Source organism: Burkholderia sp. BDU5 (assembly GCF_001522845.1).
GTDB classification, from domain to species: domain Bacteria; phylum Pseudomonadota; class Gammaproteobacteria; order Burkholderiales; family Burkholderiaceae; genus Burkholderia; species Burkholderia mayonis.
Genome location: NZ_LOWC01000053.1, coordinates 286,648 through 298,917 on the forward strand (window position 1 = coordinate 286,648; position 12,270 = coordinate 298,917).

Annotated in this window: 14 protein-coding genes and 1 tRNA gene; 13 read left to right on the top strand and 2 right to left on the bottom strand. The window is 62.8% G+C overall.

The genetic code is table 11. From position 1 onward, the window contains the following. Nucleotides 1-61 precede the first annotated feature (61 nt). The 8 genes from WS69_RS11445 (at nucleotide 62) to WS69_RS11480 (ending at nucleotide 7,673) form a co-directional block, all read left to right on the top strand. Nucleotides 62-1,294 (top strand): lipopolysaccharide biosynthesis protein, encoded by a 1,233-nt coding sequence (locus WS69_RS11445; RefSeq protein ID WP_059470908.1) that lies wholly within the window; start codon nucleotides 62-64, stop codon nucleotides 1,292-1,294. 32 nt (nucleotides 1,295-1,326) lie between these two features. Further along, nucleotides 1,327-2,523, top strand: a complete 1,197-nt coding sequence (locus WS69_RS11450; RefSeq protein ID WP_059470875.1) for a capsular polysaccharide export protein, LipB/KpsS family — start codon at nucleotides 1,327-1,329, stop codon at nucleotides 2,521-2,523. 1 nt (nucleotide 2,524) lies between these two features. After that, a complete protein-coding gene (locus WS69_RS11455; RefSeq protein WP_059470876.1) occupies nucleotides 2,525-3,055 on the top strand; it encodes a serine O-acetyltransferase in 531 nt (176 codons plus the stop codon). Beyond that, on the top strand, nucleotides 3,052-3,996 hold the full coding sequence (locus WS69_RS11460) for a glycosyltransferase (RefSeq protein WP_059470877.1): 945 nt from the start codon (nucleotides 3,052-3,054) through the stop codon (nucleotides 3,994-3,996). The genes WS69_RS11455 and WS69_RS11460 overlap by 4 nt, the downstream gene beginning before the upstream one ends. Continuing rightward, nucleotides 3,993-5,159 carry a glycosyltransferase gene (locus WS69_RS11465; RefSeq protein ID WP_059470878.1) on the top strand — a complete coding sequence of 389 codons (1,167 nt, stop codon included), beginning with the start codon at nucleotides 3,993-3,995 and terminating at the stop codon, nucleotides 5,157-5,159. Before WS69_RS11460 ends, WS69_RS11465 begins: the two co-directional genes overlap by 4 nt. A gap of 79 nt (nucleotides 5,160-5,238) precedes the next feature. Then, nucleotides 5,239-6,081: a 3-deoxy-8-phosphooctulonate synthase gene (gene kdsA / locus WS69_RS11470; protein ID WP_059470879.1), complete on the top strand. Its 843-nt coding sequence runs from the start codon at nucleotides 5,239-5,241 to the stop codon at nucleotides 6,079-6,081. Then, a complete protein-coding gene (locus tag WS69_RS11475) occupies nucleotides 6,078-6,629 on the top strand; it encodes a KdsC family phosphatase (protein ID WP_059470880.1) in 552 nt (183 codons plus the stop codon). Before kdsA ends, WS69_RS11475 begins: the two co-directional genes overlap by 4 nt. Nucleotides 6,630-6,737: 108 nt before the next feature. Beyond that, the gene (locus tag WS69_RS11480; RefSeq protein WP_059470881.1) at nucleotides 6,738-7,673 is read left to right on the top strand and encodes a KpsF/GutQ family sugar-phosphate isomerase; all 936 of its coding nucleotides are present in this window, start codon (nucleotides 6,738-6,740) and stop codon (nucleotides 7,671-7,673) included. A 316-nt stretch (nucleotides 7,674-7,989) separates the two neighbouring features. Here the strand turns inward: WS69_RS11480 and galU are convergent, their stop codons facing one another. Then, the gene (gene galU, locus WS69_RS11490) at nucleotides 7,990-8,874 is read right to left on the bottom strand and encodes a UTP--glucose-1-phosphate uridylyltransferase GalU (RefSeq protein ID WP_059470883.1); all 885 of its coding nucleotides are present in this window, start codon (nucleotides 8,872-8,874) and stop codon (nucleotides 7,990-7,992) included. Between the two features lie 702 nt (nucleotides 8,875-9,576). On the opposite strand from galU, the gene WS69_RS11495 reads away from it, so the two are divergent. From WS69_RS11495 to WS69_RS11510, 5 genes are all read left to right on the top strand, one after another. Beyond that, a complete protein-coding gene (locus WS69_RS11495) occupies nucleotides 9,577-9,810 on the top strand; it encodes a flagellar transcriptional regulator FlhD (protein WP_059470884.1) in 234 nt (77 codons plus the stop codon). Between the two features lie 231 nt (nucleotides 9,811-10,041). Further along, complete coding sequence (locus WS69_RS11500; protein WP_059470885.1) at nucleotides 10,042-10,248, top strand: antitoxin VbhA family protein; 207 nt, start codon at nucleotides 10,042-10,044, stop codon at nucleotides 10,246-10,248. A 350-nt stretch (nucleotides 10,249-10,598) separates the two neighbouring features. Then, nucleotides 10,599-10,742 (top strand): hypothetical protein, encoded by a 144-nt coding sequence (locus WS69_RS34095; protein ID WP_017772759.1) that lies wholly within the window; start codon nucleotides 10,599-10,601, stop codon nucleotides 10,740-10,742. Between the two features lie 40 nt (nucleotides 10,743-10,782). Then, nucleotides 10,783-11,091, top strand: a complete 309-nt coding sequence (locus WS69_RS11505) for a helix-turn-helix transcriptional regulator (protein WP_059470886.1) — start codon at nucleotides 10,783-10,785, stop codon at nucleotides 11,089-11,091. Next, a complete protein-coding gene (locus WS69_RS11510; protein WP_231747113.1) occupies nucleotides 11,069-11,956 on the top strand; it encodes a reverse transcriptase family protein in 888 nt (295 codons plus the stop codon). Before WS69_RS11505 ends, WS69_RS11510 begins: the two co-directional genes overlap by 23 nt. A 103-nt stretch (nucleotides 11,957-12,059) precedes the next feature. Here the strand turns inward: WS69_RS11510 and WS69_RS11515 are convergent. Next, a tRNA-Met gene (locus tag WS69_RS11515) sits at nucleotides 12,060-12,136 on the bottom strand. Nucleotides 12,137-12,270 lie beyond the last annotated feature (134 nt).

Below are 12,270 nucleotides of genomic sequence, written 5' to 3' on the forward strand. Positions count from 1 at the left end.
GTCGCCGTCGGGTCGGAATCGCGTGCGCATCGCACGCGTATTCGAACGAGGGGGCGCGAAGATGATCCGTGTCCGCGATTCGATCGTGTCGCTGTGCGGCGTCGTCGCCGGGCAGATCGCGCTCTTCGGCTGTATCTCGCTGATCGGACGCTTTCAGGGGCCGGAGGCGCTCGGCCACTTCAACTATCTGCTCGCGCTGGCGACGTTCGCTGGCACGTTGCTCGCGTGCCGCTACGAGCTCGCCTGCGTGAGCGACAGCCCGGCCGATTCGTTCAACGCGTTCGTCAACGTGATGGCGCTGAGCGTCGCGTTCGTCGCGCTCGGCTGCGCGGCGATCTTCATCACGGGTCACACGGAGCTGTACGTCGCCGCCGCTTACGGTTTTGCGATGTTCGTCCAACTGGCGGCGGGCGGCTATCTGAACAGCCTGAGACGCTATGGCTGGATCGCCGCGAGCCGGATTGCCGTGAACGGGTCGTTTCTCGTCTGCATCGCCGCCACGGTGTTCCTGCCGGCGCTCGGGCCGATCGACGCATTCGGCGCATATACGGCGGTGACGGCGCTCGTCGCGCTGCTGCTGCTGATCGCAGTCGCGCTGCACGGCAAGCGGCGCGGCTATTCGTTTGCCGTGACGCGCGCGTTCTTCGTCGGGCACAGCCGGTTCGCGAAGTACATCCTGCCTTCGACGCTCTGCGGTTCGGTGCTGACCTATGCGCTCGCGATCGTGATTCCACATTGGTTCGATGCGCAGAGCGCCGGCTATTTCGCGGCCGCGTACCGGCTCGGATTCTTTCCCGTGTCGCTGATCGCGCAGAGCCTGGGCGGCGTATTCCGGCGCGATGCGATGGCCGCGATGGCGCGCGACGACGCGCGCGCGATGGTGCCGAAAGTGTTCGGCGCATATGCGCGATCGCTCGCGCTGCTCGCGGCGGGCTATGCGGCAGGCGGCGCGCTCTTGTTCGGCCCGCTCGTCGAACTCTTTTTCGGCGCGCGCTGGAGCGGTGCGATCGCATTCTTCCAATGCATGATCCCGCTCTTCGCATTCCAGATGATCTACGTGCCGCTGTCGCAGATCTTCCTTGCGGCGCGCGCGCAGCGCGTCGATTTCCTGTTTCAGCTCGGGTCTGGCGCCGTGCTCGCCGGCGCGCTGTGTACGGCGAAGCTCGCGAACCTGTCGGTGCTCGCGAGCGTGCGCTTGTTCTCGTTTTCCGGCGCCGTGCTGATGATCGCCGGCATCGCGCTGACGTTCGGCGTGATGAACGGCAGCGCGTCGCGTCGGCGTGCCGGCGCATGACGTTTCTTCCATTTTTTTGTTGAGCGCAGATCATGATTGTCGTCGTCGTCGATTCCATGGAGCGTTATTACTTCGCCGCGCGGCTCGTGAAGTCGATCAGAAAGGAGTTCGATTTTCTGTTCGCGACGAGCGAGCCGGTCGCGCATCTGATGGCGCTGGGTGCGGGATTCCGGTCGGTCTATTTGCGGCGCGGCGCGCAGGCATCCGCCGCGCGCGATGCCGCAGGCGCGATCCGTTCCGACGCGTCGATCGAAGTGCTGAACGGGCAGATGACGCCCGAGCTCGCACGCGCCGACGCGACGGCGATCTTCGCGGCGATGTCCGGCCTATTTCGCCGCCATCTGATTTCGCAGTGCCTGATGTGGAACGGTCAGCAGCTCGTCTGCCGCGCGGTTGCGCATGCGTGCGCGGCGCACGGGATTCCGGCGAAGTTCGTCGAAATCTCGAATCTGCCGGACAAGCTGTTCGTCGACCGGCTCGGCGTCAACGCGCTGTCGTCGATCAGCCGCAACCCGGCTGTGATCGACGCGCTGCCGATGCCGACCGAAGACGCGCATCGCCGCTGGCTCGCGCGCTACGAACGATACAAGGCAAGGCCGCTGCCGCAGGCGCGCACGTCGTGGAAGCGCAAGGCGGTATCGGCCGTCAACTATGCGCTGAAGCTCGCAACGCGCGGCGTCGCGCGCAAACGTTTGAACACGGTGCGCGCGACGAATGGGACGGTTGCGCCGACTCAGGCGAAAGCGTTGACGGTGAAGGAGCTGTCGGCGTTGCGCTACGTGTTCCTGCCGCTGCAAGTGTCCGGCGATACGCAGATCAAGCTGCATTCGGATGTCGACAATCTGAAGGCGATTCGGCTCGCGTTCGAGCACGCGGCGAACGAGTGCGCGGATCTGATCGTCAAGCTGCATCCGGCCGAGTGCGACACCACGGTGATCGACGAAGTGCTGCGCATGCAGCGCGTTTATCATTTCGACCTCGTCACGTCGCCGACCACCGATCTCATCAAGCATGCGCATTCGGTCGTCACGATCAATTCGACGGTCGGACTCGAGGCGCTCCTGTACGGCAAGCCGGTCGTGTCGCTCGGCCGCTGCTTCTACAAGGAATTCGATCGCACGCGGCTCCTCAAGTACATCCATTCGTTCCTGATCGACGGAATCGATTATTTCGGCACGGGCGAGATCGCGCCGCGCGCGGCGAGGAACGTGTTTTCGATGAAGCACTGACATGCGCACGACCTTGAAACAGACGATCGAAGCAATCGTCGACGATTGCCGGCGCAACGCGTTCTTCAAGACGCGCTGCGTCGTCGTGTTCTTCCGGATCGCGAACTATCTCGCGTGCCGCAGCAAGCTGACGCTCGCGTTTGGCGCGCCGGTGATCGCGCTCTACATCGTCGTCTGCGACTGGATCATGGGCATCGAGATCCCGGTCAAGACGAAAATCGGCAAGGGTCTCACGCTGTATCACGGCACGGGGCTCGTCATCAACGGCTATTGCAAGATCGGCGAGCGCTGCGTGATGCGGCACGGCGTGACGATCGGCAACACGCTGCGGCCCGACGGCACATACAGCGGCGTGCCGACCGTCGGCGACGACGTCGAGTTCGGCGCGCACAGCGTCGCGCTCGGCGAGATTCGGATCGGCAACCGTGCGCGCGTCGGCGCAGGCGCCGTCGTGCTGCGGGACGTGCCGGACGGCGGCGTCGCGGTGGGCGTGCCGGCGCGCGTGCTCGAGAAGGAGAAGGGCACAGCATGAAGGTATTCATCCTCCACCCTGGCAAGGCGAACTACCCGGAAATCGCCGCGTACCGGGATTTTCTCGGCCAGCGCGGATTCGAGGTGCACGACGGCGATGCGAACGCGTATGCGCAGTTCGGCAACCGAAGCAACTGCATCCTGTGGTGCATCATGGGCTTCTATCGTTCGCTGCCGCCCGCGCGGTTCGTGATTCACGACTACCGATCGCTGTCGGTCGGCCGGCTCGCGGCCGTCAAGGATGCGGTCAAGCGCGCGTTGAACGCGAGGCCGGATCTGCGAATCTTCCAGAACGAGCGGATGCGCGACGCGATGGCGTTTTGCGACGGCGTGCCGTCGCTGCTGCTGCCGATGGGCGTGCCGGACTGGATCTTCGGGATCGCGAACGAACCGGCGGGCGACGGCCCGGCCGGACGCTTCTGCTACATCGGCGAGATGAGCCGCGAGCGTGGCTTTCACGAGGTGCTGGCCGCGTATCGCGACGCGCCGCGCACGGCGCGCGACACGCTCGTGCTGGTCGGCCAGCCGGAGCCGGAAATTCACGACGCATTCCGGCACGTCGAAGGCATCGAGTTCGTCGGACGCGTGCCGCAGCGCGACGCGCTCAAGATCGTGCAGCGTTCCGAATATGCGGTCTGCTATTTCCCGTATCATCGTCCGCACTGCTATCAGACGCCGACGAAGCTGCTCGAATACGCGGCGCTTGGCAAGAAGATCGTCTGCAACGATGCGCCGTCCAATGTCGAGGCGGTGAAGGCGCTCGGCATCCGGTCTCACGTCACGGGTGCATCGATATTCGACGAGTTGCTGCCGTTGGCGCAGCTCCACGCGCAGCGCAACGATCCCGCGCGGCTGAAGCGGCTCGGATGGACCGCGGTGATCGCGCAATCGGGCGTGTCCGCGCATCTCGACGCGGTGTCTTCGATGCGAGGTGCGCGATGACGGCCGACGTCGCGGAAAAACGGTACCGCGCGATGCCGTCGAAGGATGGTGCGACGCGAGGCGGGCGCGCGCGGATGAAGATCGTCCAGGTTCTCGAATCGAGCGCGACGGGCACGTTGTCGATGGTGTGCCTGATCGCGAATCGCTTCGCGCGCGAGGGACACGACGTGCACGTAGTCTATTCGATCCGGCCCGATACGCCCGCGGATTTTCATGCGCTGTTCGACGCGACGGTCAAGTTGCGCCACATCCAGATGAAGGGTGTGCCGCTGCTGCCGGCATTGCTCGAACTCCGGCGCACGCTAATCGGCATCGGGCCGGACGTCGTGCATCTGCATTCTTCGTTCGCGGGATTCCTCGGGCGAATCGCGTCGCTGTTCGCGTTGCGGCAGGCGGCGTTCTTCTACAGCCCGCACTGCATCTCGTTCATGCGCCGCGACATTTCGGCGCTGAAGCGGCTGGCGTTCGTCGCGCTCGAACGGATCGCGTGCGTGAAGCGTTGCCTCTATATCGCTTGCTCGGACAGCGAACGCGATGCGGTTCGCGCGCACTTGCGGCAGCCGGTCGTGGTGGTCGAGAACGCGGTCGGCGCAATGCCGTCGCCCGCGAACGCCGATTCGGCCGATACGCGCGAGCCGGTGATGCGGGTCGCGACGGTCGGCGGCATCCGCCCGCAGAAGAATCCGCGGCTGTTCGCCGAGATCGCGCGCCGCTTGCAAGGCTCGAGCATGCGTTTCATCTGGATCGGCGACGGCGACGCCGCGCTCAAGACGGAACTGCGCTACGCCGGCGTCGAGGTCGCCGGCTGGCTCGGCCGAGCGGAAGTCGTCGCAGGATTGCGGCGCGTGGACGTATATTTGTCGACGTCGTCATGGGAGGGCATGCCCGTGTCGGTCATCGAAGCGATGCTGCTCGGCTTGCCTGTCGTCGCGTCGGCATGCGCGGGAAACGTCGATGTCATACGGCATTTGCAAACTGGCGCGATATTTCGCGGCGCCGAAGACGCGGTCGAACTGCTCGCGTCGATCGAGCGCGATGCGGCGCTGCGCGCGCGCCTTGCCGTCGCGGCGCGACGCGAAGCCCGCGAGCGCTTCGGCGAAGAACGCTTTTTCCGGCAACTGGCGCCAGTCTACGCGGCGCATCTTGCGCGCGCGTCTCGATGATTCGCCGTCCCGAACGCGGGCCTGCCGTGCGAAATCGCCGCGCAGCGCGTACGGGACGATTTATTCGGAGATTTGACCTATGAACGTAGCAATCAGTCCCGGCGTGACGGCCGGCAACGACCTGCCTTTCGTGCTGTTCGGCGGGATCAACGTGCTTGAGAGTCTCGACTTGACGCTCGACGTGTGCAGCGAGTACGTCGCGGTTACGCGCAAGCTCGGGATCCCGTTCGTGTTCAAGGCGTCGTTCGACAAAGCGAACCGTTCGTCGATCCATTCGTATCGCGGCGTCGGGCTCGACGAGGGCCTGAAGATCTTCGACGAGGTGAAGGAACGCTTTGGCGTGCCGGTGATTACCGACGTCCACGAAATCGAGCAGGCCGCGCCGGTCGCCGAGGTCGCGGACGTGCTGCAGGTGCCCGCGTTCCTCGCGCGCCAGACCGATCTCGTCGTCGCGATCGCGAAGACCGGCAAGCCGGTGAACGTGAAGAAGCCGCAGTTCATGAGCCCGGCGCAACTGAAGCACGTGGTGACGAAATGCCGGGAGGCCGGCAACGATCAGGTAATTGTGTGCGAGCGCGGCAGCTCGTTCGGCTATGACAATCTCGTTGTCGATATGCTCGGCTTCCGGCAGATGGCGGAGACGACGGACTGCCCCGTGATCTTCGACGTCACGCATAGCCTGCAATGCCGCGATCCGCTCGGCGACGCGTCGAGCGGCCGGCGCCGGCAAGTGCTCGATCTCGCGCGCGCGGGCATGGCGGTCGGCATCGCGGGGCTTTTTCTCGAAGCGCATCCCGATCCGGATCGCGCGCGCTGCGACGGGCCGAGCGCGCTGCCGCTGCATCTGCTCGAAGGCTTCCTGTCGCAGATGAAGGCGATCGATGATCTCGTCAAGCGCATGCCGGCGCTCGATATCCGATGAGCGCGCCCGCGTATCGCGGCGCGATCCGGCTCGTGCTGTTCGATGTCGACGGCGTGCTGACCGACGGCCGGCTGCACGTGACGGGCGACGGCGAGTTCATGAAGAGCTTTCACGCGAAGGACGGCATCGCCATCGCGCTGCTGCGCGCGCACGGCATTCGCAGCGGCATTCTGTCGGGCCGCCACAGCGCGCCCCTCGCGTGGCGCGCGCAGCAGCTCGGCTTCGACGTGTTCGTGTCGGGTTGCGACGACAAGCGCGCGGGCTACGCACGCATCAAGGCAGAGGATGCGCTCGCCGACGATGCGATCGCCTTTGCCGGTGACGACGTGAACGATCTGCCGGTGATCGAGGCGGTTGGCGTTTCGTATGCGCCCGCCGATGCGCACGCGCTCGTCAAGCGGCGCGTCGACTACGTCGTCTCGCGGGCGGGCGGCGAGGGCGTCGCGCGCGAAGTGGCCGAGCACGTGCTGATGCGTTCGGGGTTGTCGCTCGACGAAGCGTATCGGCCGCTGATGGATCGATGGGGAATGCATGACATCGTTCAATGATCTCGCGGCGCGGTACGTTGCCGCTCCGGTGTGCTGCGCCAAGTCCACGAATGCGGACTCGCTCGAATACATCCAATAACACGGCTCATGGCCTTCGATTGCTCTCCGATGAACCATCACAACTATCTTGATTCCGCGCGACAAGTCTTCGACATCGAATCGCGGGCGCTCGCGGGCTTGTCCGCGCGCATCGGCGAGTCGTTCGGCGACGCAGTCGACGCGATCCTGCATTCCAGCGGCCGCGTAGTCGTGTGCGGGATGGGCAAATCCGGAATCATCGGGCGCAAGATCGCGGCGACGCTCGCGAGCACCGGCACGCCGAGCTTCTTCATGCATCCGGGGGAGGCGTATCACGGCGACCTCGGCATGGTGACGTCGGCCGACACGTTTCTCGCGATCTCGTATTCGGGCGAAACCGATGAGGTGATCAAGCTGATTCCGTTTCTGAAGAGCAACCGCAACCATCTCGTCGCGTTGACGGGCAACGCGCGATCGACGCTCGCGAAGGCGGCGCACAGCCATCTCGACGTCGGCGTCGAGCAGGAGGCGTGTCCGCTTCAGCTCGCGCCGACGTCGTCGACCATGGCGGCGCTCGCGATGGGCGACGCGCTGGCCGTCACGCTGATGAAGGCGCGCGGCTTTCGGCCGGAGAACTTCGCGCGGTTTCATCCGGGCGGCTCGCTTGGCCGCCGCCTGCTGTCGAAGGTCGACGACGAAATGGCCGCGCACGACTTGCCGTTCGTCGACGCGAACGCGCAGGCGATCGACGTGCTGCAGGCGATGACGCGTGGCCGGCTCGGGCTTGCGATCGTTCGATGCGAAACGGGCTGGGGGATCATCACCGACGGCGACATCCGGCGCGCAGTCGAGACACATGGCGATGCGTTGTTTCGCCGTGTCGCGGCGGATCTGATGTCGATCGATCCGGCGATGGTGCGCGTCGGCACGCGCGTCGAGGACGCATTGCTGCTGATGGAGGCGCGGCACATCAACGCGCTGCTCGTGTTCGACGGCGACGACGTCGTCGGCGTGTTCAAGAAGTAGCGAAATTAACGGGCAATGGCCGGACATTTCGCGATCCGTATGAAACGTCCGGCGCTTCATGGAACGATGAATGCATGAGCGATGCAGAATTTTCTCATGCGGGAAGCCGCGGTTCGTTCGTCGAGCGTCGTCGCTGCAACGGATGCGCGCGCTTCGCTTGTGAGCCGCCGACGGGCGGCACGTAAGGCACATACGGCACATACGGCACATACGGCACATACGGCACATACGGCACATACGGCACATACGGCACATACGGCACATACGGCGCGCCGTCGCGCCGCATCCGCCGCTCGCGCACAATGAACGCAGCGCGTTACGCCGCGACGAGCTCGGGAAAGCGCTCGCTCAGATACTGCTCGAATTCGGTCGCGACTTCCGGATGACGCAGCGCGAACTCGACGGTCGCCTTCAGATAGCCGATTTTGCTGCCGCAATCGAAGCGCGCGCCGTCGTACCGATAGGCGAGCACCTGCTCGTCCTTCAGCAGCGACTGAAGCGCGTCGGTCAACTGCAGCTCTCCGCCGGCGCCGGGCTTGAGCGAGCGCAGATGATCGAAGATCCGCGGCTTCAGCACGTAGCGCCCGACGACGCCGAAGTTCGACGGCGCAACCGCAGGCTCGGGCTTTTCGACGATTCCCGACAGCTTGAAGAGGTCGTCCTCCCAACGCTTGCCGTCGATCACGCCATACGATTTCGAGTGTTGCAACGCGATCTCTTCGACGCCGACGACCGACGTGTGATAGTGATTGAACACGTCGATCATCTGCCGCAGCACGGGCGGGCGGCCGTCGAGCAGATCGTCCGCGAGCACGACGGCGAACGGACTGTCGCCGACGAGCTTCTCTGCGCACAACACCGCGTGGCCGAGGCCGAGCGCTTCGGCCTGGCGCACATAGAAGCAGTCGACGTTGCGCGGCTTGATGCTGCGCACGAGCGACAGCAGCTTCTCTTTGCCGCGCGCTTCGAGTTCTGCCTCGATCTCGTACGACTTGTCGAAGTGATCCTCGATTGCGCGCTTGCTTCGGCCGGTGACGAAGATCATCTCGGTGATGCCGGCCGCGATCGCTTCCTCGACCGCGTATTGGATCAGGGGTTTGTCGACGACCGGCAACATTTCCTTCGGACTCGCTTTCGTCGCGGGCAGAAAGCGGGTGCCGAGGCCGGCAACGGGAAATACGGCTTTTGTGACTTTCAGCATCGAGCGTCGAACCTTCCATCGAAGAAGTTAAACGTTTGCGCGCGAGCCGGCGGGACGCTCTTATGAACGAACGACGCCGACGACTTGTGCGTGGTAAAGCGATGGTAGGGCCGTTCGAATTGTTTGGCTACGCTAAATATAGGTTCAATCGGACAAACTTCTCGCGATGTCGATTCAATCAAATCTGCGAAGGGATTTGCGAAGCGAAACGTTGTAGGACGCAACGGCGTGTGCGATGCGCGTGTTCGGTGCGAGGATGTCGCGAAGTGTGCGGCTCGATGCGAACGAAAAAAAGGCCCGCCTGCAACGGCGCGTGCAGGCAGGCCAATTCCGAACTATCGGAAGGTTCGCCGCCCGGGGGAGCGGCTGACCAGGAGCGAGTATGACGGTGGACGCGCAAGCACGCCTATCGATCTGTCTGATTCGGCGTAGCAATTGACCGATGGTTACTGCAAGTCGGTCGCAGACGACATGTCGATGCGGGGCGCACGTTGTATCGATGACGTCTTCGGGCGGCCCATGAGACGCCATGGCGTCTCGGATGCGCTAGCGACTCGCCATTTGTCGGAGCGGGCGGCATTTTGTCGGATGGCCGCGATCCGCATGCGTTAGTCTGCGCTTGCGGACGTGCATTGGATAAACCATCGCGTCTGCGCGAACGTTTGCGGCGTCGTGCGCGTTCATCATCGAAACGGGGCAGGCATGGAAGGAAAAAGGGACGTGCTCGAAGAGATCGCGGAATTCAATCAGCGGTATCTCCGGCTCGCGCAGCGTCTGCTGAACGAGAACGGCGAGCGAGGCCAGTCGATGCTGGGCATATCGGACGAACTGGCGGCGCGTCTTGTCGCGATGACGCGTGCCCAACTCGAACAACTCGCTGAAGGCGGCGAGCTCGTTTGTCAATTTCGTCTGGATGCGATGCCCGGGCGGGCGTGAGCCGATTCGCGGTGGGAGGGTGCCCCTATGAGTTTCGTCAAGCGGTAGGGGCTGACTTGGGTTGGTAAATGGTGCCGTCGCGCAGCATGGCGAACAGGACGTCACAGCGTCGCCGTGCCAGCGCGATGAGCGCTTGGTTGTGGCGCTTGGGGCACAAGTCGCTTGCGATGACCGAGCACTACGTGCGCGAGCGCAAGGGTGATAAGGTCGATCCGACGAAGTGAGGGTGATATGGCGGGAAAGCTGAATTCGATCGAGCGCCAGCGTGAGCTGCGGGAGCGGTTTCGTCAGGCGGACGCAATTTCGAGGTTGGAGGGGTATGAGCCGAGCCATTTCGAGGAGACTCAGAAAGAGCGGTTGATCGCTGGGGAGATCACCACTGAGGAGTTCGTCACTGTTATGGCTGCCCACGTTCGTGGCGATGTGACAGATCGGTGAGTCGTGCAATCAGTGTGCGAACATGTTTCGCTGACAGCGAAATATTTCTTGAAATGGCGAACGCGATTGGCTATATTGGTCGTGAGGCTAACAGAGACAACTGTCGTGTCTGTGGGGTGTGTAAGCACCCTGTGGGGCCGCAAGGTCCTGTCTTTCGCTAGGCCGTGCGCCGTGGAGCCGAGTATCTGGACGGACCATGACGATGCTGCCGATGCGAGCATGCCCGGGACGACACCGGGCATGCATTGGGAATAGAGGGGAAAACCTGCCGTTTGCTCTGCTTGGTTACGGACGACAGCCACGGTCTGCGCATTTCGCTCAGACCGGTGGTGTAGCCAAGGAGAACAACCATGCATCATGTTCGAAAGCCCCCCAAACGGCGGGGGCCGAGGAGCCGGGTCAAGTCGTGGTTGACGCGTCCGGAGACGATCAAGGTGGCTGTCGCCATCCTGCAATTGATCGATCTGGTCGTGAAGATTTTCGACAAGTCCTGAGGCGATTCGGCACCCCTTTATTTCAAACCGGGAATGAACCATGTTGTACCGAGCGTTGAAACTACTGAGGACGTACCATCAGCTCACGCAGGTCGAGCTGGCGAAGCGTCTTGGCATTTCGAACTCGTACCTAAGTGAGATCGAGAAGGGTGATAAAGCACCTGGCTTGGACTTGCTTGGCAAGTATTCGGAAGTGTTCAAGATGCCGACGTCGTCCATTTTGCTCTTCTCCGAAACCATGGAAGGAGAACGGACGCGTGGCAGTAAGCTGCGTATTGCCGCTGCGGACAAGATTCTGCGTCTCCTTGAATGGTTAGAAGAGCGCGATGAAATCGAAAAACACGCCTGAGCGATATCCGCTCCATCAGTCCCCGCTCTATCGCTTGAGGGGGAAAGGGCAGTTCGAGAAGGTATTGGGTGTTGAGTGGGGCGCAGTCAACAAGCTGCTCGCCACCGATAACTACCGAGTCTGGGAGAACGACAAGGGGCGGGAGATCCAGCAGCCGCTGGGGTGGCTGGCTCATGTTCATGGTCGCATTGGTAAGCTGCTTTCCCGGATCGAACTGCCCGACTATCTGTATTCGCAGAAAGGGCGCTCCTACGCTGATAACGCTCGGGAGCATGTCGGGTCGACGCCTCTCGTCAAGACTGATATCCATAAGTTCTACCCGAGCACCACGCGGCAGATGGTCTACCGGATGTTCGTCGTAGACTTTCTATGCGCAGAGGACATCGCTCATTGTCTAGCCGATATTTGTTGCTACCGTCAGAAGCATCTTCCGACCGGAAGTGCGTTGAGTGGCCGGGTCGCTTTCTTTGCGGCAAGACATATGTTTGACGATATCGCTGAGCTGGCAAAGAGTGAGCAATGCCGGATGACGGCTTATGTGGACGATGTGACCATTTCGGGGGCGGCCGCTACGAAGAAGTTGTTGGGCGAGGTTCGGAAGCTGGTTAGCAGGCATGGCTATAAGACCAAGCAGAAGAAATCGAAGACCTATGCCGCGACGTCCGTCAAGGTCGTCACGGGCGCCGTTGTAGTTGGCCCGGAGCTGCGACTTCCAAACGAACGGCATCGCAAGATTTGGCAAGCGAAGCAGGAGCTGTTGCGTTGTGGGCGTGAGCAAAAGGCACCGCTTTTGCGGGCTTTGAGGGGCCGGCTACAGGAGGCCAGTCAGATTTTGGATAAGCCGTGCGCGGAGCCGCGTGGTTAGGATTGGCGATGCCGGTGTTGCCGCAGCATGCTGTTTGCGGAGCAGGGGTAGGTTTGCGGAGCAAAGAAAAAGGGCCCAGCTTGCGCTGAGCCCTTTCTGCATTTGGTGGCGAATCAGGGACTCGAACCCCGGACCTGCGGATTATGATTCCGTCGCTCTAACCGACTGAGCTAATTCGCCAATAGAAGGCGAATTATGGAGATCGGTGCGGGAGGTGTCAAGCCCTTTTTGCCGATTTGTCGCGAGCAAATGAATTGTCCGGGTCTGTAGCACGTAATCTGTCCGGTTTTTGGGTGCGGCATGAAGCCAGCCGT